We start from the raw sequence: 26,313 nt of genomic DNA on the forward strand, positions 1-26,313 counted from the left end.
ACCCGCGATGAGCCCTCACGACGCCCCTGACACGCTCCTGATCACCGTCACCGGCACGGACCGGCCGGGGGTCACCTCCGCGGTCCTGGAGACCCTGTCGCTCTCGGGCGTCTCCGTCGTCGACGCCGAGCAGATCCTGATGCGCGGCCGGCTGGTGCTCGGCGTCCTGGTCACCGCGCCGCGGGACGCGAAGAAGCTGCGCGCCGCCGTCACCGCGACGGTCGAGCGGCTGGGCATGAGCGTGGACATCGAGCGCGGCTCCGGCGACAACCGCCGGCGCTCGCAGGACCGCGCCCACGTCACCGTGATCGGCGCGCCGCTCAAGGCCTCGGCCATGGCCGCGATCGCCGGCCGGATCGCCGACTGCGGCGGCAACATCGACCGGATCGAGCGGATGGCGCGCTACCCCGTCACCGCCATCGAGCTGCACGTCTCCGGCGCCGACCCCGACCGGCTGCGCCTGCTGCTCGCCGGCGACGCCGCCCAGCACCGCATCGACGTCGCCGTCCAGGCCGCCAACATGCTGCGCCACGGCGTGCGACTGATCGTGATGGACGTCGACTCCACGCTCATCCAGGGCGAGGTGATCGAGATGCTCGCCGAGCACGCCGGCTACGGCGCCGAGGTCGCCGAGGTGACCGAGCGCGCGATGCGCGGCGAGCTCGACTTCGAGCAGTCGCTGCGCGCCCGGGTCAAGCTGCTGGCGGGCCTCGACGAGTCCGTCCTCGACCAGGTGTACGACGCGATCGTGGTCAACCCGGGCGCCCGCACGATGGTCCGCACGCTGCGCCGCCTCGGCTACCGCTTCGCCATCGTCTCCGGCGGCTTCAGCCAGATCACCGACCGGCTGGCCGAGGAGCTCGGCATCCACCGCGCCCGCGCCAACACCCTGGAGATCGTCGACGGCAAGCTCACCGGCGAGGTCGTCGGCCCCGTCGTGGACCGGGCCGGGAAGGCCACGGCGCTGCGCGAGTTCGCCGCGGACCTGGGCATCGAGGAGGCCGCGACGATCGCGATCGGCGACGGCGCCAACGACCTCGACATGCTGGACGCCGCGGGCCTGGGCATCGCCTACAACGCCCGCCCGGTGGTGCGGGAGGCCGCCGACACCACGCTGAACGTGCCCTACCTCGACTCGATCATGTACCTGCTCGGCATCAGCCGGGAGGAGATCGAGGCCGCGGACGCGGAGGCCGGCATCGTCACCCCGGCTCCCCCGCTGGACTGAGCGCTCCTAGTCGTCCCCGCGGGCGACGTGGAAGCCGGTCAGCCGGCCACCCATCGGCGCCAGGTCCGCCCACGAGCCGTCGACCTCGAGGACGGCCGCCGTGCTCGTCGGGAAGCTGCCCAGGTCGACCGCCCCCGACGCGGCGCCCTCGCCGTCGTCGAGGAGCTGCACCAGGACCGCCATCGTCGGGTTGTGGCCCACGACGACCGCGGTCGCCGAGTCCTCCGGTGCCGTGCGGAGCAGGTCGAGCACGCCGTCCTCGTCGGTGCCGTAGAGCTGGGCGTCGTACGCCGGCTCCAGGGTCCATCCGGCGCCCGCCGACACGACGTCCCAGGTCTCGCGGGTGCGCGCGGCGTAGGACACGAAGGCCACGTCCGGGGCGATCCCCTCACCCGCGAGCCACTCCCCGAGCAGCCGTCCCTCGGCCCGGCCGCGCTCGGCCAGCACCCGCTCGACGTCGCTCGCGGCGTACGGCTCCGCCTTCGCGTGCCGGATGATCACGAGACGCCTGGTGTCCACGCGACCAGCGTAGGGCCATGCTGGGCGGGTGGAGGCGTACGGCACGACGCACCTGGTCCCGCTCGGCGGCTTCGTCGTCGGCCTGGTCGTCGTGGTGCTCCTGGGCCGGCGCGACGCGGGCCACGACGGCCCGACCCGGCTAAGCCGGACCTGGGCGCTGCTGGTCCCCGCCGTCACCGTCCCCTTCCAGGTCATCGACCTGGTCGCGAACTTCGACGTCGACGTGACCCTGCCGCTGCACCTGTGCGACCTGGCCTGGATCGCGGCGACCTGGGCGCTGTGGACGCACCGGCCGTTCCCGGTGGCGCTGACGTACTTCTGGGGCCTGACGCTGACCATCCAGGGCGTGGTGACGCCCTCGCTGAACGAGGACTTCCCGCACCCGCGCTACGTCGCCTTCTGGGCGCTGCACCTGCTCATCGTCTGGGCCGCGGTCTACCTCGCGGTCGGCCTGCGGCTGGCGCCGCGCTGGCGGGACTACCGCGCGGCCGTGCTCACCACGCTGGGGTGGGCCGGGGCGACCTACGCCTTCAACGTGGTGGCGGACACCAACTACGGCTACCTCGTGCGCAAGCCGCGGTCCTCGGCCCTCGACCTGCTCGGTCCCTGGCCCTGGTACGTCGTCCAGGAGATCGCCATCGTGGTGGTGGCCTGGGCGTTGATGACGCTGGCCGCCCAGTGGTGGCGCCGGTCGGGCGGCCGATCAGCCGGTCGGTCAGGCACCCATCGCGTGGAAGCCACCGTCGACGTGCAGGATCTCGCCGGTGGTCGCCGGGAAGAGGTCTGAGAGCAGCGCGCAGACCGCCTTGGCGGTGGGCTCCTGGTCGACGTTGTCCCAGCCCAGGGGGGCCCGGGTGGTCCACATCGACTCCAGGTCCTCGAAGCCGGGGATCGCCTTGGCGGCGAGCGTGCGCAGCGGGCCGGCGGAGACCAGGTTGACCCGGATGCCGTCCGCACCGAGGTCGCGGGCCAGGTAGCGGTTGGTCGACTCCAGAGCGGCCTTGGCCACGCCCATCCAGTCGTAGACCGGCCACGCGACGCTGGCGTCGAAGGTGAGCCCGACGACGGAGCTGCCCGGCTGCATGAGCGGGCGGCAGGCGACGGCCAGCGACTTCAGCGAGTACGCCGAGACCTCCACCGCCTGCGCGACGTCCTTCCACGGCCCCTCGAGGAACTTGCCCCCGAGCAGCGTCTCCGGGTTGCCGTAGGCGATCGAGTGGACGACGCCGTCGAGCACGGCATCGGCCCCGAGGTGCTCGCGGATCGCGTCCGGCAGGCCGGCCAGGTGCTCGGGGTCGGTCACGTCGAGCTCCAGCACCGGCGGCAGCTCCGGCAGCCGCTTGGCGATGCGGCGGGTGATCCGCAGGGCCTGGCCGAAGTTGGAGATGAGCACGTTCGCGCCCTGCTCCTGGGCGAACTTCGCCACCGCGAAGCCGATCGAGGTGTCCAACGTGACGCCCGCGACCAGGATGTTCTTGCCGGCGAGGATGCCGTTCGCGTCGATCGTCATGTCAGTGCCCCATTCCGAGTCCGCCGTCGACCGGGATCACCGCGCCGGTGACGTACGACGCCGACGGGCTCGCGAGCCAGAGCACTGCTCCCGCGACCTCCGCCGGGTCGGCGTACCGGCCGAGCGGGACCTGGCTCCGGATGCCTTCCTTCTGCTCGTCGCTGAGCACGGCGGTCATGTCGGTGTCGACGTACCCGGGTGCCACGACGTTCGCGGTGATGGACCGCGGGCCGAGCTCGCGGGCCAGCGAGCGGGCCATGCCCACCAGACCGGCCTTCGAGGCGGCGTAGTTGACCTGGCCCGGCGATCCGAGCAGGCCCACGACGCTGGAGATGAAGATGATCCGGCCCTTGCGCTGGCGCAGCATGCCCTTGGCGGCGCGCTTGGCGAGGCGGAAGGAGCCGGTGAGGTTGGTGTCGATCACCGTGTCCCAGTCCTCCTCCGACATCCGGAGCAGGAGGGTGTCGGCGGTGACGCCGGCGTTGGCGACGAGCACCTCGACCGGGCCGTGCGCCTCCTCGGCCGCGGCGAACGCCGCCTCGACCTGGGCGGCGTCGGTGACGTCGGCCTTGAGCTCGAGCGCGCCCTCGGGCGCACCGCCGCTGCGGGTGGTGACGGCGACCTTGTCGCCGGCTGCGAGGAAGGCCTCGGCGATGGCGCGGCCGATGCCACGGTTGCCGCCGGTGACCAGGACGGAGCGGGGTTCGTTCACGCTCCTGACGCTAGGGGCGCAGGTGCCCGCCGCTCTCCCACGGCGGGCACCAAGATCACGCCCAGACCTTGTAGGAGTCCTACAAGGAAGGGTTCACTCGTCGTCCTCGAGGCGGAAGCCGACCTTCATGGTCACCTGGAAGTGCTCGACCTCGCCGTCCTTGATCTGGCCCCGGACCTGGCTGACCTCGAACCAGTCGAGGTGGCGCAGGGTCTGGCCGGCGCGCTGGACGCCGTTGCGGATCGCCTGGTCGATGCCGTCGGGGGACGTGCCGACGATCTCGCTGATGCGGTAGGTGCGGTTCGACATGCCCGTCAGCCTAGTGCCACCCCCGGCGTAGGCTGGGCGCATGTCCTCTCCGCGTCACGGCCGTTCCCGCGAGCCCGACGCGATCCGGATCACGACCGCCGGGGACGACCCGCAGGCCGACATCGCGCGCCGGCAGAAGAAGTACGCCATCGCGATGGGGATCCGCACGCTCTGCTTCATCGGCGCGGCCATCACCGGCGCGGCCGGCTGGCACTGGGTGTGGCCCTTCCTGATCCTCGCCTCGCTCTTCCTGCCCTACGTCGCCGTCGTGCTCGCCAACGCGGGCGACAGCCGCTCCACCGAGCTCCCGCTCACCGGCGGCGGCGACGCGCAGCGCCAGCTCGGCCCGGGCCACGATGGCTGAGGCCGCGGAGGGTCCCGCCGGCCCGGACCTCTGCTCGGCCAAGGGCTGCCGGGCCGAGGCGGTGTGGCAGCTGCGCTGGAACAACCCGAAGATCCACACCCCCGACCGCCGCAAGACCTGGCTGGCGTGCGAGGCCCACAAGGTGTCGCTGGAGCACTTCCTGGGGGCCCGCGGCTTCCTGAGGGAGACCCTCCCCCACCCGGTCGAGTAGGGACTTCCGGCGCGCGAGAAGGGACTTCCGGCGCGCGAGTGGAGGCTTGCGACCCCATGAGTGGGGACGTCCGGCCGGCCGACTCCGCGGATCAGACGTCACGTCGATCACAGGACGCGCCCCTTCCCCTCCACAGGTACGCCGGCCGGCCCGATCCTCCACAGCTCCACCCGTCGGCGCCCGGGCCGACGCGACGGATCGCCGATCGTCGTACGTCATGGAGATCGAGGAGTTCCCGCGTCAGCCGTTCCACATCCGCGACGCCGAGCGCCTCGGCTGCAGCCACCGGTCGGTGCGCCGGGCGGCCGAGGAAGGGCTGCTCGTGCGTGTCACACGGGGCGTGTACCGGCGCTCGGACGTGCCCGACACCGTGGAGACACGGGCCGCCGCCGCGCGATGGGTGATCTCCCCGCACCACGTCGCGGTCGACCGGACCGCGGCCTGGCTCCTCGGCGTCGACATGCTGACGCTGCACGAGCACGAGCTGCTGCCTCCTCTGGAGGTCTGCGCGCTCCGCGGCCGCAACCCCACCCATCGACCAGAGCTGGACGGCCGGTCCCGGGACCTGTCCCCGGTCGACCTGACCCGTGTCGGTGACGTCCGGGTGACGACTCCGCTGCGGACGTCGCTCGACCTCGGCTGCCACCTACGAAGACGCGAGGCCTTCGCAGCGATGTGCCTGCTGGCCCGGCAGCACGGTCTGACAGCCGGTGACCTGGTCCGCGAGCTCCCCCGCTACCGACGCCGGCGCGGAGTCGTCCAGTGCCGGCAGCTCGCTCGACACGTCGAGCCGCGGGTCGAGTCGCACCGCGAGGCGTGGACCCTGCTGGAGATCATCGACGCCGGGTTGCCGGCGCCGGAGCCGCAGTGGTGGGTCGAGCGCGACGGCCTCCCCGTCTTCCGGCTCGACTTCGCCTATGTCGCTGCCCGCGTCTGCGTCGAGTACGACGGCGCGGACGCCCACGACCGCACACCGGACCAGCGCGAGCACGACCGCCAGCGCCGGGCATGGCTGCAGGAGGACGGCTGGACCGTGATCGTCGTACGTCGCGGCGACTTCACCGGCGCCGGGCTGACGCGGTGGCTCGACGCGTTGCGGGAGGCGCTCCGGCCGTCGTACACCAATCGACGGTGGTGAACCCCTACTCGACGCGAGGAACTCCCCACTCGACGCGAGGAAGTCCCTACTCGACCCGGCGTAAACCCCTACTCAACCGCCGATGGCCGACATGGGACGGTCCGGCTGCAGGAACGTCGGGTCGTCGATCCCGTGCCCGGCGGCCTTGCCCCACATGGCGACCCGCCACCGCTCGGCGAGCTCCTCGTCGGAGGCGCCGGCGCGCAGCGCGGCCCGCAGGTCCGACTCGGAGCGCGCGAAGAGGCAGTTGCGGACCTGCCCGTCGGCGGTCAGCCGGACCCGGTCGCAGTCGCCGCAGAACGGGCGGGTGACCGAGGCGATGATGCCGACGGTGGCCGGGCCGCCGTCGACGGTGAACAGCTCCGCGGGGGCGCTCCCCCGCGGCTCGACGGCCGGCGAGAGCTCGAAGGCGCCGGAGAGCGAGGTGAGGATCTCGTCGGCGGTGACCATCGCGTCGCGGTCCCAGCCGTGCTGGGCGTCGAGCGGCATCTGCTCGATGAAGCGCAGGTGGTAGCCGTGCTCGATGCACCAGCCGAGCAGCTCGGGCGCCTGGTCGTCGTTGACGCCGCGCAGCAGCACGGCGTTGACCTTCACCGGCCCCAGGCCCGCGGCCTCGGCGGCGGCGAGCCCCTCGACCACGTCGTCGAACCGGTCGCGGCGGGTGACCTCGTGGAAGGTGTCGCGGCGCACGGTGTCGAGGCTGACGTTGACCCGGTCGAGGCCGGCCTCGGCCAGCGCCCCGGCGGTCCGCGCCAGGCCGAGCGCGTTGGTCGTGATCGACATCTCCACCTCGGTCGCGGCCCGGACCCGGCGCACGATGTCGACCAGGCCCCGGCGCACGAGCGGCTCGCCACCGGTGAACCGGACCTCGCGCACACCGAGGTGCTCGGCGGCGATCCCGATCAGCCGCACGATCTCGTCGTCGGTGAGCTGCTGGTCGGTCGGCATCCAGTCCAGGCCCTCGGCCGGCATGCAGTAGGTGCAGCGCAGGTTGCACTTGTCGGTCAGCGAGACCCGGAGGTCGGTGGCGACCCGGCCGTGCTGGTCGATGAGCGGCTGCATCCCCCCAGCGTAGTCCGCCGCCGGGCGCGGCCTACCGTTGTCCCGTGCGATCCTGGCTCTCCTCGTGGCGATTCCTGCTCAGTCGCCGCTGGGTGCTGTTCTTCCTCGCCATCCTCGTGGTCGGCTACGGCACCTGGTGGCTGGGCGAGTGGCAGTTCGGCCGGCTGCACGACCGCAAGGAGCGCAACGCGATCGTGGTGGCCAACGAGGACCGTACGCCGATCCCGGTCACCGAGGTGCTGGCGCCGGGCCGCGAGGTCCCCGAGACCGACGAGTACCGCCTGGTCACCGCCACCGGCACGTACGACGTCGAGGACACCATCGTCGTGCGCTACCGCACCCGCGAGGGCGCGCCGGGGGTCGAGGTCGTCGTACCGCTCGTGACGGCCGAGGGCACCACCGTCGTGGTGGACCGGGGCTGGTTCGGCACCGACGACCCGGAGATCAAGCCCGAGGAGCTGCCCGCGCCGCCCGCCGGCGAGGTGACGGTCACCGGGTGGGTGCGTGCCGACGGCACCGGCGACAGCACCGAGATCGTCGGCCACTCGACCCGCGCCATCTCCAGCACCACGATCGGCGAGGCGATCGACCAGGAGGTGCTCACCGGCTTCCTCGCGCTCAAGTCCGAGGACCCGGCGCCCGACACGGCCCTGGAGCCCGTCGAGCTGCCCGACCTGGGCGAGGGCCCGCACTTCTTCTACGGCCTGCAGTGGTGGTTCTTCGGCGTGCTGGCGGCCGGTGGCTTCGGCTACCTCGCGTGGGACGAGCGGAAGCACGGGCGCCGGGGCGAGCGCACGGTGGAGAAGAAGCGCACCGGCTGGCCGTTCGGCCGTGGTGACGAGGACGACGAGCCTCAGAGGCCGCGCGACATCCCGCCGTCGACCGGCACCATCACGCCGGACAGGAACGACGCCGCCGGAGACAGCACGAACGCCGCCACCCGGCCGAACTCCTCCGGCCGCCCGTAGCGGCGCAGCGGGATCTGCGCCCGCGCCGCCTCCTCTGCCGCCGCCGCGTCGCCGGTGGCCGCGTCCAGCTCGGCGACCCGCTCGGTGGCGACCCGGCCGGGCAGCAGCCCGTTGACCCGGATCCCGGTGGGGCCGAGCTCGTCGGCGAGGGTCTTCGCGACCATCGCCAGGCCCGGGCGCAGCCCGTTGGAGATCGCCAGGCCCGGCACCGGCTGGCGCACGCTGGTGGACAGCACGAACGCGATCGAGCCGCCCTCGCCCAGCTCCGCGGCGACCGTCCGGGCCAGCCGGACCCCGCCCAGGAAGACGGACGAGAAGGCCGTCGTCCACTGCTCGTCGGTCATCTCGGTGGCCTTGCCGGCCGGCGGGCCGCCGACGCTGACCAGGGCGCCGTCGAGGCGGCCCCAGGCGTCCCTCGCGGCGGCGACGAGCGCGTCGGGCGCCGAGGCGTCGGCGTTGTCGGCGACCACCCCGACCGCGCAGCCCGCTCCGCCGGTCGCCTCCAGCCCGGCGACCGCCGCGTCCACGGCCTCCTGGTGACGCCCGGACACGACGACCCGCGCGCCGTCGGCGACCAGCGCGTCGGCGGTCGCGCGGCCCAGGCCGCGGGTGGCTCCGGTGAGGACGTAGACCCGCCCACTGACTCCGAGATCCATCAGCTCTGCTCCATCTCCAGCTCCTCCGCGATCCGGGAGACCGGTACGACGTCCGGTGCCCCCTTGCGCGCCGCGTCCGCGGTGTGGTCGTCGGGCTGCCGCTGGCTCTCGCGCTCGGCCTCCACCCGCTTGATGTAGTGCTCCAGCTCGCGGTCCTTCTGGTCGGTGTCCCAGCGCAGGTAGCCGCGGACCAGCTCGGCCACGTGCGGCGCCGCCGCGACCCCACGGTCGAAGGTCTCGAAGGAGACCCGCAGCCGCCGGGTCAGGATGTCGTCGAGGTGCCGCGCGCCCTCGTGGGTGACCGCGTAGACCGCCTCCGCCTGCAGGTAGTCCTCCGCGCCCGGCAGCGGCTCGGCGAGGTCCGGCTCGGCGGCGACGAGCTGCAGCACCTCCAGCACCAGCGAGCCGTAGCGCTCCAGCAGGTGCTCGACCCGGTTGATCGCGAGGCCGGACTGGGCGGCCAGCGTGCGCCGCTGGTTCCACAACGCCTGGTAGCCGTCGGCACCGACCAGCGGGACGTCCTCGGTGACGCACGGACCCACCTTGCGCCCGAGCACCGTCTCCAGGCCGTGCACCGCCTCGTCGACGGCGTCCGCCGCCATCACCCGGTACGTCGTGTACTTGCCCCCGGCGACCACCACCAGCCCCGGCACGCTGTGCGCGACCGCGTGCTCGCGGGAGAGCTTCGACGTCGCCTCGGACTCGCCGGCGAGCAGGGGCCGCAGGCCGGCGTACACGCCCTCGACGTCGTCGCGGGTCAGCGGCACCTCCAGCACCTTGTTGACGTGGTCGAGCAGGTAGTCGATGTCGCTGCTGCTCGCCGCCGGGTGGTCCTTCGACAGCGACCAGTCGGTGTCGGTGGTGCCGATGATCCAGTGCCGCTTCCACGGGATCACGAAGAGCACGGACTTCTCCGTGCGCAGGATCAGCCCGGTCTCGCCGCGGATCCGGTCCCGCGGGACGACGAGGTGGATGCCCTTGCTGGCGCGCACCTTGAACTGCCCGCGCTCGCGGGCCATCGACTGGGTCTCGTCGGTCCACACGCCGGTGGCGTTGATGACCTGCGAGGCACGGATCTCGAAGCGGCGCCCGGTCTCCAGGTCGATCACCTCGGCGCCGACCACCCGCTCGCTCTCCTTGAGCAGGCCGAGCACGCGGGTGCGCGAGGCCACCGCGGCGCCGTACGTCGCGGCGGTCCGGGCCAGGAACATGGTGTGCCGGGCGTCGTCGACCTGGGCGTCGTAGTAGCGGATCGCCCCCACCAGGGCGTCCTTGCGCAGCGAGGGGAAGACCTTGCGGGCGCCGTGGCGGGTCAGGTGCTTGTGCAGGGGGACGTCGTCGCCGTAGCCGCTCGCCTTGGACATCGCGTCGTAGAGCGCGACGCCCGTGCCGGCGTACCAACGCTCCCAGCCGCGGCCGTTGAGCGGGTAGAGGAAGGGCACCGGGCGGACCAGGTGCGGAGCCAGCCGCTGCATGAGCAGGCCGCGCTCCTTGAGCGCCTCGGCGACCAGCCGGAAGTCCATCATCTCCAGGTAGCGCAGACCGCCGTGGACGAGCTTGGAGCTGCGGCTCGACGTGCCGGAGGCGAAGTCGCGGGCCTCCACGAGGCCGACGGTCAGCCCGCGGGTGGCGGCGTCGAGGGCCGCGCCGGCGCCGACGACTCCCCCGCCGATGACGAGCACGTCGAGGTGCTGGCTCTCCAGCTTCTTCAGCGCGGCGCTGCGGGCGCGCGGCGAGAGTGCGGCGGGGTTCATCGGTCTGCCTCCACATCGACCCAGTCGAGGGTGCGTTGGACTGCCTTCTTCCACTGCGCGTAACCCGCGGTGCGCCGGTCCTCATCCCACTCCGGCTCCCAGCGGGTGTCCTCGTGCCAGTTCTCCCGCAGCTCGTCGGTCGAGGACCAGTAGCCGACCGACAGCCCGGCGGCGTACGCCGCGCCCAGCGCCGTGGTCTCCGGCACCACCGGCCGGCTGACCGGTACGCCGAGCACGTCGGCCTGGATCTGCATGCACAGCCCGTTGAGGGTCACCCCGCCGTCGACCCGCAGCACCTCCAGGGAGACACCGGAGTCGGCGCACATCGCCTCGACGACGTCGCGCGACTGGTAGCAGATCGCCTCCAGGGTCGCCCGGGCCACGTGCGCGTTGGTGTTGAAGCGGGACAGCCCGACGATCGCGCCGCGCGCGTCGGAGCGCCAGTAGGGCGCGAAGAGGCCGGAGAAGGCGGGCACGAAGTAGACGCCGCCGTTGTCGTCGACCTGGCGGGCCAGCGACTCCGACTCCGCGGCGCCGCTGATGATGCCGAGCTGGTCGCGCAGCCACTGCACTGCCGACCCGGTCACCGCGATCGAGCCCTCGAGCGCGTAGACACAGGGCTGGTCACCGAGCTGGTAGGCCGGTGTCGTCAGCAGGCCGGCCTTCGAGCGGACGATCTCGGTGCCGGTGTTGAGCAGCATGAAGTTGCCCGTGCCGTAGGTGTTCTTGGCCTCGCCAGGTGCGAAGCAGACCTGGCCCACGGTCGCGGCCTGCTGGTCGCCGAGGATCCCGGTGATCGGGACCTCCCCTCCGAACGGGCCGCTGCGCAGCGTCGTACCGAAGGGCGTGGTGGCCGAGGACTCCCGGATCTCCGGCAGCATCGCGCGCGGGACCCCGAAGAAGCCGAGCAGCTCGTCGTCCCACTGCAGGGTCTCCAGGTCCATCAGCATGGTGCGGCTGGCGTTGGTGACGTCGGTGACGTGCACGCCGCCGTCGACCCCTCCGGTGAGGTTCCACAGCACCCAGGTGTCGGGGGTGCCGAAGAGCGCGTCACCACGCTCGGCCGCCTCGCGGGCACCGGGCACGTTGTCGAGGATCCACTGCAGCTTGCCGCCGGAGAAGTACGTCGCCGGCGGCAGCCCCGCCCGGTGCCGGACCACGTCGCCGCGCCCGTCGCGGTCCAGCGCCGCGGCGATCGCGTCGGTGCGGGTGTCCTGCCACACGATCGCGTTGTGCAGCGGCCGGCCGGTGCGCCGGTCCCACACGATGGTGGTCTCGCGCTGGTTGGTGATGCCGACCGCGGCCAGGTCGGAGGCGTCGAGCCGGGCCTTGCCGAGCGCGGTCTTGACCACCGCGGAGGTGCGCTCCCAGATCTCCACCGGGTTGTGCTCGACCCACCCGGCCCGCGGCAGCACCTGCTGGTGCTCCAGCTGGTGCCGGACGACCTCCTTGCCCTGGTGGTCGAACACCATGAACCGGGTGCTCGTCGTGCCCTGGTCGATCGCCCCGACGAACCGCGCCTGCGCCATGCAGGCCACCCTACGGAGTCCGGGGAGCGACTCGGGGGCATTCCCGATGCGGGTCGTTCGGCGTGGCTGGCAGGGTGGGCTCCATGAGCGCCCAGCCCACCCCCGCCCCGACCGCCTCCCGGATCGCGGCACGCGCCGTCGACCTGTTCAAGGTCTACGGGCGCGGCGACTCCGAGGTCCGCGCGCTCGACGGGGTCTCGATCGACCTGGCCGCCGGCGAGTTCACCGCGATCATGGGACCGTCGGGATCGGGCAAGTCCACGCTCATGCACTGCCTGGCCGCGCTGGACAGCCCCACGTCCGGGCAGGTCGTCATCGGTGACACCGACCTCTCCCGGCTCAAGGACAAGGCGCTGACCGCGCTGCGCCGCGACGACATCGGCTTCGTCTTCCAGGCGTTCAACCTGGTGCCGACGCTCTCGGCCCGCGAGAACATCCTGCTCCCGCTCAGCCTCGCCGGCCGCAAGCCGGACCAGGACTGGTTCGACCTGGTCGTCGACACCGTCGACCTCCGCGACCGGCTCGGGCACCGCCCGGCGGAGATGTCCGGCGGCCAGCAGCAGCGGGTGGCCTGTGCCCGCGCCCTGGTGAGCAAGCCGGAGATCGTCTTCGCCGACGAGCCGACCGGCAACCTCGACAGCACCTCCGGCGCCGAGGTGCTGTCCTTCCTGCGCCGCAGCGTCGACGAGTTCGGCCAGACCATCGTGATGGTCACCCACGACGCCGTCGCTGCGTCGTACTGCGACCGGGTCGTCTTCCTCGCCGACGGCCGGGTCGTCGACGAGCTGCGCACGCCCACCCGCGAGCAGATCCTGGAGCACCTGACGACGCTGCAGGCGGCCGCTCCCGGGGAGGCCTGAGCATGCTGCGGCTGACCCTGCGCAACCTGCTGGCGCGCAAGGTGCGCCTGCTCATGAGCGGCCTCGCGATCGTGATCGGCGTGGCCTTCCTGTCCGGCGTCATGGTGTTCAGCAACGGGCTGTCCGAGACCTTCGACAACATCGTGCACGGATCCACCCCCGATGCCGTGGTGCGCGCGGAGGCCACCGACGAGGCCACCGGCGGGATGTCCGGGCAGTCCGACCAGGCGATGACGCCCGCGACCGTCGCCGCGCTCCAGGACCTGCCTGAGGTCGGCCAGGCCTCGGGCGACGTCAACGGCGCCGGGCTGAGCCTGCTCGGCAAGGACGGCACCCTCGTCGGTGGCGGTCGCGCGCCCACGCTGGCGTTCAGCGACCACGTCAGCCCGAACATGGCGGGTCAGCCGATGCTGCTCCTGACCGGCGGGCGCTGGCCGGAGAGCGCCGACGAGGTCGTGCTCGACGAGGGCGCCGCCGAGGACGGCGACTACCGGGTCGGCGACCGCGTCAAGCTGCTCGCGCCGTTCGGGGTCCTGGAGCGCACCGCGACCCTGGTCGGCACCGCCGAGTTCAACGGCGGCGGTACGGCGGGCGCCACGCTCCTCGTCTTCTCCACCGAGGGCGCCCAGCAGCTCTTCTTCCAGGGCAAGGACGTCTTCAACCGGATCAACCTGACCGCCGCGCCCGGCGTCAGCCAGAAGCAGCTCGCGGCGGCCGCGGACAAGGTGCTGCCGACCGGTTTCGAGGCGGTCACCGGCGACAAGGTGGCCAGCGAGACCGAGGACGCCCTCGGCACCTTCCTCGACGTGATCACGACCTTCCTGACCGTCTTCGCGATCATCGCGGTCATCGTCGGCGGCTTCATCATCGTCAACACCTTCTCGATCCTCATCGCCCAGCGCACCCGGGAGCTGGCCCTGCTGCGGGCCCTGGGCTCCTCGCGGGCCCAGGTCACGCGCTCGGTGCTGGTCGAGGCGTTCGTCCTCTCCGTCATCTCCTCGACCCTGGCCATCGGGCTCGGGCTGCTGCTCGCGCGGGTGCTCGCGGCGGTGTTCCGCACCTTCGACCTCGACATCCCCGGCGACGCGCTCGACCTCACCTCCCGCGCGGTCGTCATCAGCTACGCCGTGGGCATCGGCGTCACGCTGCTCGCCGCCTACCTGCCCGGGCGGCGCGCGGGCCGGGTCGCCCCGGTGGCCGCGATGCGGGCCGACGTCGCTCCCGAACGGGCCTCCCTGCGCCGCCGTACCGTCATCGGGGCGGTGGTGCTCGCCGTCGGCGCGGCCTTCGCGGTCGCCGGCCTGGCCGACACCAACGTGCTGCTCATCGGGATCGGCGCGGTGCTGTGGATCCTCACCGTCGCCGCGATCAGCTCCGTGCTGGGCAAGCCGGTGCTCGCGCTGTGCCGGACGGTGTTCGCCGCGCTCTTCGGCACCACCGGGCGGCTCGCGGGCGAGAACGCCCTGCGCGACCCGCGTCGCACCGGCGCCACCGCCTCGGCGCTGATGATCGGCCTCGCCCTGGTCTCCACGATCGGTGTGCTGGCCTCCTCGCTGAACCGGTCCGTGGACGACCTGGTCGACGAGCAGTTCACCGCCGACCTGCTCGTGCAGAGCACGACCTTCCTGCCGTTCTCGACCGAGGTCGGCGACCGGATCGAGAAGATCGACGGTGTCGGGACGATGAGCCGGCAGCAGTTCACCGTCGCCCAGTACGACGGGAAGGCGGCCTACGTCACCGGCGTCGACCCGTCGTTCTCCTCGATCTACGACCTGGACGTGGTCGACGGCACCGAGCGGATCAGCGGCGACCAGGCCCTCGTCAGCAAGGACTTCGCGAAGAAGCACGACCTGGAGGTCGGTGACCGGCTCGGCCTCGCCTTCCAGGGCGACCGCCGGCTCGACGCGAAGGTCGTCGGCGTGGTCGAGGGCTCCGAGGTGGCCTCCGAGGTGACCCTGCCACTGGCCGAGCTCGCGAAGGTCGGCGTCCAGCGCCAGGACACCGCGATCAGCATCCTGCTCTCCCCCGGCGCGGACGGCGACCGGGTCCGCGATGCCATCGACGAGGCGGCGAAGGCGGTCCCGATCGTGGGGGTCTACGACAAGGCGGGCTTCTCCGACCAGATCCGCGAGCGGGTCAACCAGCTGCTGTACCTGATCTACGGCCTGCTGGCGCTGGCGATCGTGATCGCCGTGATCGGCATCGTCAACACCCTCGGGCTCAGCGTCATCGAGCGCACCCGTGAGATCGGGCTGCTGCGCGCGGTCGGGATGAGCCGGGCCAAGCTGCGGCGGATGGTGATGCTGGAGTCGGTCGCGATCGCGGTGCTCGGCGCCGTGCTCGGCCTGGGTCTCGGCGTCCTCATCGGGGTGCTCCTCCAGCGCGCCCTGGCCGACGAGCTGACCAGCCTGGGCCTGCCGCTCGGTCAGCTCGCGGTGTTCCTGGTGGTCGCGGTCGTCGTCGGCGTGCTGGCGGCCGTCGTACCGGCGATCCGGGCGGCTCGGCTGGACGTGCTGGACGCGATCGCGACCGAGTGAGGATCGGGCAGTTTCAGGCGGATCGGCCGGGGTAGACCTGACGACGCCCTCTCCGAAAGGAACTCCCGTGGCCCTCCGCGCGCTCGGGCGCCGACCACTCGCCGTCCTCCCGCTCGTCGTCCTGTCCGCCGTCCTGGTGTCGTGCGGCACCGACGACGCGCTGCTGACGGCGCGCGACGGGGCCGTCGAGGGCACCCACGCGACGATCCAGCTCCCCGACGGGCAGCTGGTGTTCACCGTCTCGGACGCCGAGGAGGTGTCCGCCGACGAGGTCACCGGCGGCAGCCCCGACGGCACGTACGTCGGCGTGGACTGGGAGTGGGAGCCGTGGGGCGGCGTACCGACCGGCCTGACCGGCTTCCTGATCACCGGCGACGCCCGCGCCGAGGTCACCGCCACCGTCGACGGCAAGGACTTCGTCCTGGGTGACCGGGGCGACGCCGCCGGGCACTACGTGCCGGCCGCGGACGGCACGAAGGCAGCGGACGTCACCCTCTCCGTCGAGCTCTCCGGGGTGACCCAGACCGTGCGTGGCGACGGGTCCCAGCGCGACGCCGGGGTGGCCGAGCCGCTCTACGCGCTGAAGGCCCCGACGAAGGCCGGCGCGTGCCGTGCCGCGATCTCGCCGGCTTCGCTCACCGGCACGCCGCAGTGCCGCTGGGGCAGCGTGCGGCTGCCCTACGTGCACGACCTGGGGTGGGCCGAGCAGGGCGAGGAGTGGCTGGTGCTCAACCTCGACATCCGCCTCGACGAGGTCCGGCGCGGTGCCGCGACCTTCGAGACGGGAGCCCAGCAGGAGGCCGTCCAGGTCGCCGGCAAGGCACCGGCGCGGACCCTGGCGTCGCGCCAGGTGGCGACGGCCCTGCAGACCCAGACCGCGTTCGCCGTTCCGGCCGGCGAGGCACAGACCATCGACTTCCGCCGCACCGTCGCGACCGAGGGCGCCGGCGACCTTCAGCTCACCGGAAAGATCCAGGAGGAGACCCCATGACGGAGCCCACCGACGGCGAGGTCGGCGCCAACCTCGCCGAGCTCTACCGCAAGGGCACGGACACCCTGCCGAGCGTCGCGGCCGTGTTCGGCACGGCCTCGGGCGCGATCAAGGGCGCCGACACCTGGAAGCCCTTCCTGCGCTCCGGCGGCGAGGTCTACGAGAACAACCCGATGTTCCCGCAGGGCCACGGCTTCGGCTCCGGCCCGGTCAACGGCACGGGCGACTCGTTCGGCGCCGCGATCGGCGCCCTGTGCGGGCACATCGCCACCATGCACGAGACGCTGACCGACTGCAGCACCAACATCGTCCTGACCGCCCAGGACCTCGCCCGCACCGACGCGGAGGTCAAGGCGGCGTTCATCGCGGAGGGAGGCAAGCTGTGAGCGACATCCCCGGTCTCATCGAGGAGCTGCTGCGCAAGGCGCGCGAGTCCTACAACGACCTCGGCGTCCCCTACGACGAGGAGGGCATCCGCAACTACCTGGAGACCTTCAACGACATGCCGGAGGAGGGCGACTTCAGCGGCCTCGTCGAGAGCACCGGCACCACCCGCACCCAGCTGTCCTACAACGGGCTCGCCGGCGGCAGCGCCTCCGACCCGCTCGGCGACTCGGTCAACGCCAACGCCGCGCTCGGCGGCGTCGAGGCGGTCGCCGACGAGCTCGACGAGTGGCGCGGCGACGCGGCCAGCTCCTTCCGCGACAACGTGAAGATCCCGTTCCGCTTCGCGGTGCCCAACATGTTCATCGCGGCCTGCGTCATCCACGGCGCGGCGACCGCGCAGCAGGCCGTGTGGCGCGAGGCCAACAAGAACGTCAAGGAGATCCTGGAGAACGCCATCAACGCGATCGACAGCCTCGACGACTGCAACCCCGACGAGTTCACCGCGATGGTGACGGTGATCGCCTCGATCGTCTCGATCCCGGTCACCGGCGGCGCCACCGGCTTCGCCGTCGCGCTCGCGGGCGTCAAGGCCGCCAACGACATCGCCAAGAACGGCAAGACGTTCAACACCGGCAGCGGCGAGGCGATGAACATCCTGTGGAACACCAAGGACGCCCTCGACCAGGTGATCACCGAGGTCAACGACGGCGAGAAGAAGGTCAAGACCGCCCTGGAGGGCGTCACCGGCTGGATGACGGACTCCCCCCAGCAGTACCAGCTCGGCGGCCGGCCCACCCTGGCCGACCACCCCGGCGGCATCACCGGGATGAAGTGACGTCGTGCGGATCGCCGAGATCATCGACGAGCTGGAGCTGACCGCCACCTCCCACGACGAGCAGGTGGGCGCCGACCTCCGGGGTCGGTACGACGTACGGTTCTGGATCGCGCCGGGGCACGGCGCCCGGGTCGGCGAGCGGCGGCTGGGCGAGCAGCTCGGCCAGGCCGCGACGGCCCTGCTCCGGGCCCGGGCCGAGGCGATCGGCCGCGCCAAGAACCTCACCGGCACCCGCGCGGCGCGCACCGAGGGCAGCACGGACGTCGAGGGCTTCAAGGACGCCCTGGAGCGGACCACCGTCGAGGCGAGCTCCCCCGACGGCCTCGTCACCGTGCGTGCGATCGGCCCGGCGCACGTGACCTTCGAGGTCCGCGCCGGCGCGATCGCCGAGCACGGGCAGGACGAGGTCGCCCGCGCCGCGACCGAGGCGGCCCGCGCCGGCATCCCCCACCTGGTCGGCGAGGTCCGCCGGCTGCGCCGCGACTTCTACCGCGGCTGAGCCGGTCAGGCCAGCGCGACCAGGTCGGCGTAGTCGGGGCTCCACAGGTCCTCGACGCCGTCGGGGAGGATGAGCACCCGGTCCGGCTCAAGGGCGTGCACGGCGCCCTCGTCGTGGGTGACCAGCACGATCGCGCCCTCGTAGCGGCGGATCGCGTTGAGCACCTCCTCGCGCGAGGCGGGGTCGAGGTTGTTGGTCGGCTCGTCGAGCAGCAGCACGTTGGCCGCGGAGACGACGAGCGACGCCAGCGCGAGCCGGGTCTTCTCCCCGCCCGAGAGGACCCCTGCGGGCTTGTGCACGTCGTCGCCGGAGAACAGGAAGGACCCGAGCACCGAGCGGGCCTCGGTGTCGGTGAGCTGCGGCGCCGCCGACTGCATGTTCTCCAGCACCGTGCGGCCCACGTCGAGGGTCTCGTGCTCCTGGGCGTAGTAGCCGACCTTCAGCCCGTGCCCGGCCACCACCTCGCCGGTGTCGGGCTTGTCGACCTCGGCGAGGATGCGCAGCATCGTCGTCTTGCCGGCGCCGTTGAGGCCCAGGATGACCACCCGGGAGCCCTTGTCGATGGCCAGGTCGACGGCGGTGAAGATCTCCAGGGCGCCGTAGGACTTGGACAGGTCGTGGGCGCTGAGCGGGGTCTTGCCGCAGGCGGCCGGCGTCGGGAACTTGATCGCGGCGACCTTGTCGGACTGCCGCTCCCCCTCGACGCCGTCGAGCAGCTTCTCCGCGCGCTTGAGCATCTGCTGGGCCGCACTGGCCTTGGTCGCCTTGGCGCGCATCTTGTTGGCCTGGTCGGTGAGCGTCTTCGCCTTGTTCTGGGCGTTCATCAGCTCGCGCTTGCGCCGGGCCTCGTCGGTCTCGCGCTGGGTGAGGTAGTTCTTCCAGCCCATGTTGTAGACGTCGATGACGGTCCGGTTCGCGTCCAGGTGGTAGACCTTGTTGACGGTCTCCTCGAGCAGCGCGTTGTCGTGGGAGATCACGATGAAGCCGCCCTTGTAGGACTTCATCCAGTCCCGCAGCCAGGTGATCGAGTCGGCGTCGAGGTGGTTGGTCGGCTCGTCGAGGATGAGCACCTCGGCGCTGGAGAACAGGATCCGCGCCAGCTCCACGCGGCGGCGCTGGCCGCCCGAGAGCGTGCCGAGCGGCTGGTCCATCAGCCGGTCCGGGATGCCCAGGCTCTGCGCGATCTGCAGCGCCTCGGTCTCCGCGGCGTAGCCGCCGCCGGCGTCGAGCTCGTCCTGGGCGCGCTGGAACTTGCGGAACGCCTTGTCCCGCTCGTCCGGGTCGTCGGAGGCCATCGCGACCTCCGCGGCCCGCATCCGTCGTACGGCGTCGTCGAGGCCGCGCGCGGACAGGATCCGGTCACGGACCAGGATCTCCGGGTCGCCGACGCGCGGGTCCTGCGGCAGGTAGCCGAGCTCGCCGTTGTTCGTGACGGTGCCACCGGCGGGCAGCACGTCGCCCGCGAGCACCTTGGTGAGGGTGGTCTTCCCGGCGCCGTTGCGGCCGACGAGACCGACCTTGTCGCCGGGGCCGACGCGGAAGCTGACGTTCTCCATGAGGAGCCGCGCACCGACGCGAACCTCGAGCTGGTGCACCGTGATCATGACCGCCCGATCCTCCCACGCGGACGCGCACGAGCCGAAAACGGCGGTTCCTGGCATAGGGTGCTGCCCGTGGTGCGATTCAACCCGAAGGCCCGCCTGGACACCTCGCGCGTCAACGATGCCGGCAGCGGCGGCGGGGGCGGTGGCCTCGGCGGTGGCGGCGGGATGCGCCTCCCGATCCCGACCGGCAAGGGCGGCATCGGCGGCATCGTGGTGCTCGTCGTGATCTTCCTGATCGCCAAGGCGCTCGGCGTCGACCTCGGTCTCGGTGGCGACGGGGGAAGCACCGCGTCGGCGTACTCCCCCGCGCGGCTCGGCGACGCCCAGCAGGGCAGCGACCGCTACGCCGGCTGCAAGACCGGCGCGGACGCGCAGGACAACCCCGACTGCGCCCGGGTCGCGGTGGAGAACTCGCTCACCGACTACTGGGACTCCGAGCTCGGCGGGAAGTTCCACCCGGAGGAGGCCGTGGTCACCTTCAGCGGCTCGGTCAACACCGGCTGCGGCGGCGCCACCAGCGACGTGGGCCCGTTCTACTGCCCCTCCGACGAGACGATCTACCTCGACACCACCTTCTTCCGCGACGTCTACGAGGGCCAGCTCGGCGGCAAGGACGCGCCCTTCGTGGAGGCCTACGTGCTCGCCCACGAGTACGGCCACCACATCTCCAACCTGCTCGGCTTCATGACCGAGGCGAGCCGTCGCGGCCAGCAGGGCCCGCAGAGCGGCAGCGTGCGCCTGGAGCTGCAGGCCGACTGCTACGCCGGCCTGTGGGCCAACCACGCGACGTCCACCGAGGACGCCTCCGGCGAGAAGCTCCTCCTCGGCCTCACCGACCAGGACATCGCGGAGGCGCTCGACGCCGCCAAGACGGTCGGCGACGACTACATCCAGAAGCGCAGCGGTGGTCGCGTCGACGAGGAGGGCTGGACCCACGGCTCGTCGGCGCAGCGGCAGAAGTGGTTCAACATCGGCTACGAGAAGGGCGACCTGGACGCCTGCGACACCTTCTCCGTCGACCGCGTGTGAGCTGACTCAGAGGGCCAGCAGCGCCTCGATGTGCGGGAAGGTCCGTTGCAGCGCCCGCAGGTGCGGGGCGACCGCGGGATGCCGGTACTTCGCGACCAGCGCCCCCTCCCCTGACGCCACCCGGGCCAATGCCCACTCCGCACGGCTGAGCGCGGTGTAGACCGCGGTCACCTGCGCACCGAGCAGCACGGCGTCCCGGTCGGCGATCCCGTCGGGCAGCCCGAGCAGGTAGGCGTCGAGCAGCGGCTCGAACTCCTCGCGCGCGGACAGCGACAGGTAGCCCAGGTCGCCGCCCACCGGGCCATGGCCGAGGGTGCCCCAGTCGATGGCGAGCGCGTCGTCGTCGTCGCGCCCGGGGAGGTTGTGCGCGGTCGGGTCGCCGTGCTGCGGGACCTGGGGCAGGCCGTCGACCAGGTCGAGCATCACCTCGCGCCGGGTCCACAGGTGCTCGGCGACGTCGGCGACGGTCGTGCGGGCCAGGGTCGGCCAGCCACCGCGCCGGGCGACCCGGGCGAGCCGGTCACGCAGCAGCCCGCTGGCGAGGAACGCCGGGTGGCCGATCGCCGCACCGGCGAACCGGCCGACCGACAGGGCGAGGAAGAGCCCGCTGGACGAGGCGTCCTCGACCCAGTCCCGGACGATCGTGATCCCCGCCTCGTCCTCCTCGACCGAGGCGCCGGCCGCGCGGAGCCCGGGCGTCGCGCTGGTCAGCCCGGTGTCGAGCACGTCGGCCTCACGCCGCCAGTAGGCCACGTGGCCGCGCTCGGAGAGGATGCCCGGGTCACCCGGCTCGGGCTTGGCCAGGCGCTTCACGACGACCGGTCGCCCGCCGAGCGCGGTGCGCCACACGCCGACGGTGGACGTCCCGGAGCCTCCGGGGAGCGCCACCCAGTCCGCCTCGGGCTGCCACATGGCTGGCAACCTAGTGGATGTCGCGGGCCCGGAACCGCCACCACGCCACGAGCAGCAGCACCGCTGCGACCGCGGAGAGGCTCCCGGCGCTCATCCAGCTCCACGCCTCCGAGGGCACCGACGGCACGTGGGCGTACGGCGAGAGGCCGGTCAGCCACGCCGGCAGGTCGAGCAGGTCGCCCAGCAGCCCGAGCGTGAGGAAGGCCGCCGGCCAGACCCAGGCGAGCACCGACCAGCGGGTGCCCCAGGCCAGCGAGAGCACCGCGAGGGCGCCGGCCACCCACGCCGCGGGCACCCAGGCCAGCGCCGCGACGAGCAGGTTGCCGATGCCGGGGCCGTCCGCGGCGGCGTACCCGACCCACAGGCCGAGGCCGGTCACCACGAGCAGCAGGGCGGTGCCGGCGAGGGCGACGAGCAGGGTTGCGCCGAACCACGCCGAACGGCTGGTGCCGGTCGCGAGCACGAGCTCGGCCCGGCCGTCGGTCTCGTCGCGCGAGCTGTGCGCGACGACCGCGGCGGCGAAGTAGGTGAGCACCACGGCCACGATCGACAGGATCGCGGCGACCAGCTCCCCGCCGAGCTCGTCGAGGATCGACTGCGCCGTCTCCGAGTCGAGCAGGTCGCCGACACCGGGGGCGATCATCCCGAACACCACGCCCAGCACCGCCGCTGCGAGTGCCCACAGCACGAGCGTCGTGCCGCTGGTGCGGACCGCGAGCCCGAAGGCGTCGGACAACCGGGGCGAGCCGGTGGCCGGCCCGGGACGCGCGGCCAGCAGCCCGGAGCCGAGGTCGCGCCGCGACCGCAGCAGCACGGCCCCGGCGGCCAGCAGGACGGCGAGCGCGGGATAGGCCGCGAGCAGCCACCACCGGGTGTCGCCGTACGCCGCGACCTGGGTGTTCCAGCCCAGCGGGGACAGCCAGCTCAGCCACTGCGGGCCGGTGTCGCCGGCGGCGCGGAGCACGAAGAGCACCCCGACCGTGCCGGCGGCGAAGCCTGCGCAGGTCCGGGCGCTGGCGGAGACCTGGGCGGTCACCGCACCGATCCCGGCGGCGACCAGGCCGGTGCCCGCCCAGAGCGCGCCGAAGGCGGTCGATCCGGCCACGTCCAGGCCACCGGCCACGTTGCCCGCCGCCACCAGGGCGCCCAGCACCACGGCCAGCAGGATGCTCTCGACCGCGACGGCGGCCAGGGCGGCGTTCCGGCCGACCGCCGTCCCGCCGACCAGCTCGGTGCGCCCGGTCTCCTCCTCGACGCGGGTGTGGCGGCGCACCACGACGATGAAGAGCACCGCGACGAAGACCGCGTACAGCACGGTCATCTTGGTCATCGCCAGCTCGCCCTCGCTGGTGACGTCGAGGACCGGGCCGTAGAGCGCGACGATGGCGGGACTGGCGTTGAGCGCCTCCGCGGCGTGCACCCGGTCGGCCTGGTCGGCGTACAGGCTCGGGGTCGCGGCGGCCGAGGCCACGCTCATGACCACGAGCAGCGCGATCGAGACCCCGGTGAGGACGCGGTCGCGGCGCAGGGCCAGGCCGAGCAGGAGGCGCCAGCCGGTGGTGGTCATCGGTGCGCGCCCGCCCGGTCGCGGTAGGCGTCGAGGAAGAGCTCCTCCAGGCTCGGCGGGCTGCTCGTCAGGCTGGTCACGCCGGCGGCGGTCAGCTCGGCGAGCACGCCGGGCAGCGCCGTCGCGTCGACGGTGCAGGTGATCGTGCTGCCCTCGACGGACACGTCGTGGACGCCCGCGCGGGCGGCCAGGTCGGGTGCGGCGCCGGACAGCCCGGCGACCAGCCGCGTCCGCTGCAGGTGGCGCAGCGAGTCCAGCGTGCCGGTCTCGACGACCTTCCCCTCGCGGATGATGGTGACCCGGTCAGCGAGCCGCTCCACCTCGCTGAGGATGTGGCTCGACAGCAGCACCGTCGCGCCGCGACCGGTGTGCTCGGCGACGCACTCGTTGAAGACCTGCTCCATCAGCGGGTCGAGCCCCGATGTCGGCTCGTCGAGGATGAGCAGCTCGGGGTCGGCGGCGAAGGCGGCGACCAGGGCGACCTTCTGCCGGTTGCCCTTGGAGTAGGCCCGGCCGCGCTTGGTCGGGTCGAGCGCGAACCGCTCGATCATCTCCTCACGGCGCGACGAGCGCGGGTCGGCGCCGCGCATCCGCAGCAGCAGGTCGACGATCTCCCCGCCGCTCAGGTTGGGCCACAGGCTCACGTCGCCGGGCACGTAGGCGAGCCTCCGGTGCAGGGTCGCCGCGTCGCGCCACGGGTCCCCGCCGAGGAGGCGGACCGTCCCGCTGTCGCTGCGCAGCAGCCCGAGCAGGACCCGGATGGTGGTGGACTTCCCCGCGCCGTTCGGCCCGAGGAAGCCGTGCACCTCCCCCGGTACGACGCTGAGGTCCAGCCCGTCGAGGGCCCGGAAGCTGCCGAAGGTCTTGACCAGGTCACGGACCTCGATGACGGCGTTGTCGGCCATGCGCCCATCATGACACCGGTTTCAGCATTTTGTGAAACATGTGAGACTAGGGCCATGTCCACGCCTCCGCAGCGCGCCGCGTTCGTCGAGCGGCTGGGAGGCGCCCTCACCAGCGCCGGCCTGGCCCGGCTGCCCTCGCGGGTGTTCGCGGCGCTGCTCGTCGACGACGACGGCCGGATGACCTCGGCCGAGCTCACCGCCGCGCTGGACGTCAGCCCGGCCGCGATCTCCGGGGCGGTGCGCTACCTCGACGGCGTCGGGATGATCCGCCGCGAGCGGGAGCGGGGCTCGCGCCGCGACGTCTTCGTGGTCGAGGACGATGCCTGGCACGGCACGATGACGCGCGTCGACCAGCTCTACGCGCCGATGATCGCCGCCCTCGAGCGCGGCCTCGCCGACCTCGACGACGCCGATCCCGCCCACCGCCGGCTGCTGCTCGCCCGCGAGTTCCTCACCTTCGTGCTGGAGGAGATGGCCGACCTGGACGAGCGCTGGGCGCGGCGACGGGCCGCCCTCGGCCTCGACGACTGACACAGGGACAATCGCCCTGTGCAGATCGCGATCGACGACCCTCGCCGCCCCGACGTCCTCGCCCTGCTCACCGAGCACCTGAGCGACATGTACGCGACCTCGCCCGCCGAGAGCGTGCACGCGCTCGACCCCGACGCCCTCGCCGTCCCCACGATCACGTTCTGGACCGCGCGCGACGGCGAGACCCTGCTCGGCTGCGTCGCGCTCCAGCGCCTCGACGACGACCACGTCGAGCTGAAGTCGATGCGCACCGCCACGGCCGCGCGCCGGCGCGGGGTGGCCGGCCGCCTGCTCGACCACGTGCTCGCCGAGTCGCGGGCCCGGGGGCACGCCCGGATCAGCCTGGAGACCGGCACCGAGGACTACTTCGCCGCCGCCCGCGCGCTCTACCTCACCCGCGGCTTCACCGAGACCGGCCCCTTCGGGAGCTATGTGCTCGACCCGCACAGCGTCTTCCTCACCCGGGAGCTGTAGCCGCGTTCTCCACCTCGACCACCAGCGCCTGCGCGTCGCGGACCACCTGGTCGAGGACACCCCGTCGCGGGTCCGGTACGGCGAACCAGGGCCCGACCACCTCCACCGACCCCAGCCGGCGGTCGGTCAGCACCTCGGCCACCGCCGCCCGGTCGCCGCCCGCGACGACCACCCGCACGTCGCCGAGCACCCGCACGGCGTGCTCGGCGGCCGCCTCGTAGGCGTCCCGGGCCTGGTTGGCCCGGCGGCGCGCGAAGCGCTGCTGCGACTGGCCGCCCGCCTTGGTGCGGCCCTGCACGTGGCGCTGGCCGGTCTTGGAGCCGGTCACGACGCCCTGCTCGACGCGGGCCACCGCGAAGCCGCCCTTGCGCACGAGCAGGACACCCCACACCGGCGGGGCGAGCGCCTGCCCGGCCAGCGCGACGGGGTCCGGCGGTCCGTCGTACGGCAGGGAGAAGGGGAGGCGGGCCACGAAGTGCGCGCCGTCGGGAGCGCTCCCCCGCAGGCCGTCGTCCACCGTGAGGGCGGCGGCACCGTGCGACGCCTCGAAGTTGGCGACCCAGCGCGCCCAGCGGGCAACGGGGACCAGGACCTCGGGCACGGGACGACCCTAGCGACGAGAACGTGTTCTACTTTCCTCATGGCCACCTCGCTGCACGCCTGCGACCACGTCGACCTCGCCTGGATCGACACCGCGCCGCACCGCTTCACCAACAGCGTCGACCTCGCGATCACGCCCGCCCAGCTCTTCGAGGTGCTGGCCGACGCCACCGCGTGGCCGCGCTGGGCGAAGGCGATCACGAAGGTCGAGTGGACCACCCCGGCGCCGCGCGGCGTCGGCACGATGCGCACCGTCAGCATGCGCGGCGGCCTCGTCGGGGCCGAGGAGTTCCTGGCCTGGGAGGAGCACACGCTCCTCGCGTTCCGCTTCAACGAGGCCTCGGAGAAGCGGATCAAGGCCTTCGCCGAGCGGTACGACGTCGTCGCCACCGCCGACGGCTGCCGGCTCACCTGGACCCTGGCCCTGGAGGTCACCGGGGCCGCGCGGGTCACGCTCGCCCCCAGCCGCCCACTGCTGGACGCAGGCTTCCGCTGGTTCCTGAGGAACCTGCGGACCTACACCGACGAACGTTTCGCGCCGGCCGTCGCCCCCTGACTGGGACCGGCGCTGGGCACCAGTCTGCGTGGGCACCGGCCCGGCGCCCAGCCTCCCGCGTGGATC

The 26,313-nt window shown here is 72.8% G+C and carries 29 protein-coding genes; 16 read left to right on the forward strand and 13 right to left on the reverse strand.

Going from position 1 to position 26,313, the window contains the following annotated elements; genetic code table 11:
• Nucleotides 1-7: 7 nt before the first annotated feature.
• Nucleotides 8-1,228, forward strand: coding sequence for a phosphoserine phosphatase SerB (gene serB, locus MRBLML1_RS14225; protein ID WP_364516947.1), 1,221 nt, complete (start codon nt 8-10; stop codon nt 1,226-1,228).
• Between the two features lie 6 nt (nt 1,229-1,234).
• On the opposite strand, the gene MRBLML1_RS14230 is transcribed toward serB, so the two are convergent.
• Complete coding sequence (locus MRBLML1_RS14230) at nt 1,235-1,747, reverse strand: SixA phosphatase family protein (protein WP_364516949.1); 513 nt, start codon at nt 1,745-1,747, stop codon at nt 1,235-1,237.
• Nucleotides 1,748-1,775: 28 nt separating this feature from the next.
• Between MRBLML1_RS14230 and MRBLML1_RS14235 the strand changes: the two genes are divergently transcribed.
• Nucleotides 1,776-2,534 carry a TIGR02206 family membrane protein gene (locus tag MRBLML1_RS14235; RefSeq protein ID WP_364516952.1) on the forward strand — a complete coding sequence of 253 codons (759 nt, stop codon included), beginning with the start codon at nt 1,776-1,778 and terminating at the stop codon, nt 2,532-2,534.
• On the opposite strand, the gene fabI is transcribed toward MRBLML1_RS14235, so the two are convergent.
• The 3 genes from fabI to MRBLML1_RS14250 all read right to left on the reverse strand — a co-directional run bounded on the left by fabI (nt 2,463) and on the right by MRBLML1_RS14250 (nt 4,278).
• On the reverse strand, nt 2,463-3,257 hold the full coding sequence (gene fabI / locus MRBLML1_RS14240) for an enoyl-ACP reductase FabI (protein WP_364516954.1): 795 nt from the start codon (nt 3,255-3,257) through the stop codon (nt 2,463-2,465). The genes MRBLML1_RS14235 and fabI overlap by 72 nt on opposite strands.
• A 1-nt stretch (nt 3,258) precedes the next feature.
• Nucleotides 3,259-3,969: a beta-ketoacyl-ACP reductase gene (locus MRBLML1_RS14245; protein WP_364516956.1), complete on the reverse strand. Its 711-nt coding sequence runs from the start codon at nt 3,967-3,969 to the stop codon at nt 3,259-3,261.
• Between the two features lie 93 nt (nt 3,970-4,062).
• Nucleotides 4,063-4,278 (reverse strand): dodecin, encoded by a 216-nt coding sequence (locus MRBLML1_RS14250; RefSeq protein ID WP_364516958.1) that lies wholly within the window; start codon nt 4,276-4,278, stop codon nt 4,063-4,065.
• A gap of 40 nt (nt 4,279-4,318) precedes the next feature.
• On the opposite strand from MRBLML1_RS14250, the gene MRBLML1_RS14255 reads away from it, so the two are divergent.
• From MRBLML1_RS14255 to MRBLML1_RS14265, 3 genes are all read left to right on the forward strand, one after another.
• Complete coding sequence (locus MRBLML1_RS14255; RefSeq protein WP_364516960.1) at nt 4,319-4,642, forward strand: DUF3099 domain-containing protein; 324 nt, start codon at nt 4,319-4,321, stop codon at nt 4,640-4,642.
• A complete protein-coding gene (locus tag MRBLML1_RS14260; protein WP_364516961.1) occupies nt 4,635-4,853 on the forward strand; it encodes an acetone carboxylase in 219 nt (72 codons plus the stop codon). Before MRBLML1_RS14255 ends, MRBLML1_RS14260 begins: the two co-directional genes overlap by 8 nt.
• A gap of 217 nt (nt 4,854-5,070) precedes the next feature.
• Complete coding sequence (locus tag MRBLML1_RS14265; RefSeq protein WP_364516963.1) at nt 5,071-5,991, forward strand: type IV toxin-antitoxin system AbiEi family antitoxin domain-containing protein; 921 nt, start codon at nt 5,071-5,073, stop codon at nt 5,989-5,991.
• A 72-nt stretch (nt 5,992-6,063) separates the two neighbouring features.
• On the opposite strand, the gene moaA is transcribed toward MRBLML1_RS14265, so the two are convergent.
• A complete protein-coding gene (moaA, locus tag MRBLML1_RS14270) occupies nt 6,064-7,053 on the reverse strand; it encodes a GTP 3',8-cyclase MoaA (protein WP_364516965.1) in 990 nt (329 codons plus the stop codon).
• 44 nt (nt 7,054-7,097) lie between these two features.
• On the opposite strand from moaA, the gene MRBLML1_RS14275 reads away from it, so the two are divergent.
• Complete coding sequence (locus MRBLML1_RS14275) at nt 7,098-8,021, forward strand: SURF1 family protein (RefSeq protein WP_364516967.1); 924 nt, start codon at nt 7,098-7,100, stop codon at nt 8,019-8,021.
• On the opposite strand, the gene MRBLML1_RS14280 is transcribed toward MRBLML1_RS14275, so the two are convergent.
• From MRBLML1_RS14280 to glpK, 3 genes are read right to left on the reverse strand one after another with little or no spacing between them, the layout of a single operon-like run.
• The gene (locus MRBLML1_RS14280; protein WP_364516969.1) at nt 7,907-8,677 is read right to left on the reverse strand and encodes an SDR family oxidoreductase; all 771 of its coding nucleotides are present in this window, start codon (nt 8,675-8,677) and stop codon (nt 7,907-7,909) included. The genes MRBLML1_RS14275 and MRBLML1_RS14280 overlap by 115 nt on opposite strands.
• A complete protein-coding gene (locus MRBLML1_RS14285; RefSeq protein ID WP_364516971.1) occupies nt 8,677-10,431 on the reverse strand; it encodes a glycerol-3-phosphate dehydrogenase/oxidase in 1,755 nt (584 codons plus the stop codon). Before MRBLML1_RS14285 ends, MRBLML1_RS14280 begins: the two co-directional genes overlap by 1 nt.
• Nucleotides 10,428-11,960 (reverse strand): glycerol kinase GlpK, encoded by a 1,533-nt coding sequence (gene glpK, locus MRBLML1_RS14290; protein WP_364516973.1) that lies wholly within the window; start codon nt 11,958-11,960, stop codon nt 10,428-10,430. The genes MRBLML1_RS14285 and glpK overlap by 4 nt, the downstream gene beginning before the upstream one ends.
• A gap of 83 nt (nt 11,961-12,043) precedes the next feature.
• On the opposite strand from glpK, the gene MRBLML1_RS14295 reads away from it, so the two are divergent.
• From MRBLML1_RS14295 to MRBLML1_RS14320, 6 genes are all read left to right on the forward strand, one after another.
• Entirely contained in the window at nt 12,044-12,820 is a 777-nt protein-coding gene (locus MRBLML1_RS14295; RefSeq protein WP_364516975.1) for an ABC transporter ATP-binding protein, read from the forward strand.
• Nucleotides 12,821-12,822: 2 nt separating this feature from the next.
• Nucleotides 12,823-15,357, forward strand: coding sequence for an ABC transporter permease (locus MRBLML1_RS14300; protein WP_364516977.1), 2,535 nt, complete (start codon nt 12,823-12,825; stop codon nt 15,355-15,357).
• Between the two features lie 67 nt (nt 15,358-15,424).
• Nucleotides 15,425-16,348: a hypothetical protein gene (locus tag MRBLML1_RS14305; protein WP_364516979.1), complete on the forward strand. Its 924-nt coding sequence runs from the start codon at nt 15,425-15,427 to the stop codon at nt 16,346-16,348.
• Nucleotides 16,345-16,734: a hypothetical protein gene (locus tag MRBLML1_RS14310; RefSeq protein WP_364516981.1), complete on the forward strand. Its 390-nt coding sequence runs from the start codon at nt 16,345-16,347 to the stop codon at nt 16,732-16,734. The genes MRBLML1_RS14305 and MRBLML1_RS14310 overlap by 4 nt, the downstream gene beginning before the upstream one ends.
• Entirely contained in the window at nt 16,731-17,570 is an 840-nt protein-coding gene (locus MRBLML1_RS14315; protein ID WP_364516983.1) for a hypothetical protein, read from the forward strand. Before MRBLML1_RS14310 ends, MRBLML1_RS14315 begins: the two co-directional genes overlap by 4 nt.
• 4 nt (nt 17,571-17,574) lie before the next feature.
• Complete coding sequence (locus MRBLML1_RS14320; protein WP_364516985.1) at nt 17,575-18,069, forward strand: hypothetical protein; 495 nt, start codon at nt 17,575-17,577, stop codon at nt 18,067-18,069.
• 5 nt (nt 18,070-18,074) lie between these two features.
• On the opposite strand, the gene MRBLML1_RS14325 is transcribed toward MRBLML1_RS14320, so the two are convergent.
• Nucleotides 18,075-19,673, reverse strand: coding sequence for an ABC-F family ATP-binding cassette domain-containing protein (locus MRBLML1_RS14325; protein WP_364516987.1), 1,599 nt, complete (start codon nt 19,671-19,673; stop codon nt 18,075-18,077).
• Between the two features lie 72 nt (nt 19,674-19,745).
• Between MRBLML1_RS14325 and ypfJ the strand changes: the two genes are divergently transcribed.
• On the forward strand, nt 19,746-20,702 hold the full coding sequence (ypfJ, locus tag MRBLML1_RS14330) for a KPN_02809 family neutral zinc metallopeptidase (protein ID WP_422656621.1): 957 nt from the start codon (nt 19,746-19,748) through the stop codon (nt 20,700-20,702).
• Nucleotides 20,703-20,708: 6 nt separating this feature from the next.
• Here the strand turns inward: ypfJ and MRBLML1_RS14335 are convergent, their stop codons facing one another.
• Genes MRBLML1_RS14335 through MRBLML1_RS14345 form a run of 3 tightly spaced genes read right to left on the reverse strand, consistent with a single transcriptional unit; the run spans nt 20,709 to nt 24,086 of the window.
• Nucleotides 20,709-21,614, reverse strand: a complete 906-nt coding sequence (locus tag MRBLML1_RS14335) for a phosphotransferase (protein ID WP_364516991.1) — start codon at nt 21,612-21,614, stop codon at nt 20,709-20,711.
• A 10-nt stretch (nt 21,615-21,624) separates the two neighbouring features.
• A complete protein-coding gene (locus MRBLML1_RS14340; RefSeq protein WP_364516993.1) occupies nt 21,625-23,181 on the reverse strand; it encodes an ABC transporter permease in 1,557 nt (518 codons plus the stop codon).
• Complete coding sequence (locus MRBLML1_RS14345; RefSeq protein ID WP_364516995.1) at nt 23,178-24,086, reverse strand: ABC transporter ATP-binding protein; 909 nt, start codon at nt 24,084-24,086, stop codon at nt 23,178-23,180. The genes MRBLML1_RS14340 and MRBLML1_RS14345 overlap by 4 nt, the downstream gene beginning before the upstream one ends.
• Before the next feature lie 54 nt (nt 24,087-24,140).
• Here MRBLML1_RS14345 and MRBLML1_RS14350 point away from each other — a divergent pair, with 54 nt between their 5' ends.
• Entirely contained in the window at nt 24,141-24,617 is a 477-nt protein-coding gene (locus MRBLML1_RS14350) for a GbsR/MarR family transcriptional regulator (RefSeq protein ID WP_364516997.1), read from the forward strand.
• Between the two features lie 18 nt (nt 24,618-24,635).
• The gene (locus MRBLML1_RS14355; RefSeq protein WP_364516999.1) at nt 24,636-25,091 is read left to right on the forward strand and encodes a GNAT family N-acetyltransferase; all 456 of its coding nucleotides are present in this window, start codon (nt 24,636-24,638) and stop codon (nt 25,089-25,091) included.
• On the opposite strand, the gene MRBLML1_RS14360 is transcribed toward MRBLML1_RS14355, so the two are convergent.
• Nucleotides 25,075-25,692, reverse strand: coding sequence for an acVLRF1 family peptidyl-tRNA hydrolase (locus tag MRBLML1_RS14360; protein WP_364517002.1), 618 nt, complete (start codon nt 25,690-25,692; stop codon nt 25,075-25,077). The two genes, MRBLML1_RS14355 and MRBLML1_RS14360, sit on opposite strands and share 17 nt — an antisense overlap.
• Nucleotides 25,693-25,731: 39 nt before the next feature.
• Here MRBLML1_RS14360 and MRBLML1_RS14365 point away from each other — a divergent pair, with 39 nt between their 5' ends.
• On the forward strand, nt 25,732-26,247 hold the full coding sequence (locus MRBLML1_RS14365) for an SRPBCC family protein (protein ID WP_364517004.1): 516 nt from the start codon (nt 25,732-25,734) through the stop codon (nt 26,245-26,247).
• Nucleotides 26,248-26,313 lie beyond the last annotated feature (66 nt).

Origin of the sequence: Nocardioides sp. LML1-1-1.1 (genome assembly GCF_040676175.1) — a bacterium.
Classification (GTDB): Bacteria; Actinomycetota; Actinomycetes; order Propionibacteriales; family Nocardioidaceae; genus Nocardioides.

Coding starts and splice junctions, on each gene's coding strand:
- MRBLML1_RS14285 (WP_364516971.1), bottom strand. CDS start 10,431: ATGAACCCCGCCGCACTCTCGCCGCGCGCCCGCAGCGCCGCGCTGAAG.
- MRBLML1_RS14280 (WP_364516969.1), bottom strand. CDS start 8,677: ATGGATCTCGGAGTCAGTGGGCGGGTCTACGTCCTCACCGGAGCCACC.
- MRBLML1_RS14340 (WP_364516993.1), bottom strand. CDS start 23,181: ATGACCACCACCGGCTGGCGCCTCCTGCTCGGCCTGGCCCTGCGCCGC.
- moaA (WP_364516965.1), bottom strand. CDS start 7,053: ATGCAGCCGCTCATCGACCAGCACGGCCGGGTCGCCACCGACCTCCGG.
- MRBLML1_RS14255 (WP_364516960.1), top strand. CDS start 4,319: ATGTCCTCTCCGCGTCACGGCCGTTCCCGCGAGCCCGACGCGATCCGG.
- MRBLML1_RS14325 (WP_364516987.1), bottom strand. CDS start 19,673: ATGATCACGGTGCACCAGCTCGAGGTTCGCGTCGGTGCGCGGCTCCTC.
- MRBLML1_RS14295 (WP_364516975.1), top strand. CDS start 12,044: ATGAGCGCCCAGCCCACCCCCGCCCCGACCGCCTCCCGGATCGCGGCA.
- MRBLML1_RS14350 (WP_364516997.1), top strand. CDS start 24,141: ATGTCCACGCCTCCGCAGCGCGCCGCGTTCGTCGAGCGGCTGGGAGGC.
- MRBLML1_RS14265 (WP_364516963.1), top strand. CDS start 5,071: ATGGAGATCGAGGAGTTCCCGCGTCAGCCGTTCCACATCCGCGACGCC.
- fabI (WP_364516954.1), bottom strand. CDS start 3,257: ATGACGATCGACGCGAACGGCATCCTCGCCGGCAAGAACATCCTGGTC.
- MRBLML1_RS14365 (WP_364517004.1), top strand. CDS start 25,732: ATGGCCACCTCGCTGCACGCCTGCGACCACGTCGACCTCGCCTGGATC.
- serB (WP_364516947.1), top strand. CDS start 8: ATGAGCCCTCACGACGCCCCTGACACGCTCCTGATCACCGTCACCGGC.
- MRBLML1_RS14260 (WP_364516961.1), top strand. CDS start 4,635: ATGGCTGAGGCCGCGGAGGGTCCCGCCGGCCCGGACCTCTGCTCGGCC.
- glpK (WP_364516973.1), bottom strand. CDS start 11,960: ATGGCGCAGGCGCGGTTCGTCGGGGCGATCGACCAGGGCACGACGAGC.
- MRBLML1_RS14300 (WP_364516977.1), top strand. CDS start 12,823: ATGCTGCGGCTGACCCTGCGCAACCTGCTGGCGCGCAAGGTGCGCCTG.
- MRBLML1_RS14250 (WP_364516958.1), bottom strand. CDS start 4,278: ATGTCGAACCGCACCTACCGCATCAGCGAGATCGTCGGCACGTCCCCC.
- MRBLML1_RS14335 (WP_364516991.1), bottom strand. CDS start 21,614: ATGTGGCAGCCCGAGGCGGACTGGGTGGCGCTCCCCGGAGGCTCCGGG.
- MRBLML1_RS14310 (WP_364516981.1), top strand. CDS start 16,345: ATGACGGAGCCCACCGACGGCGAGGTCGGCGCCAACCTCGCCGAGCTC.
- MRBLML1_RS14345 (WP_364516995.1), bottom strand. CDS start 24,086: ATGGCCGACAACGCCGTCATCGAGGTCCGTGACCTGGTCAAGACCTTC.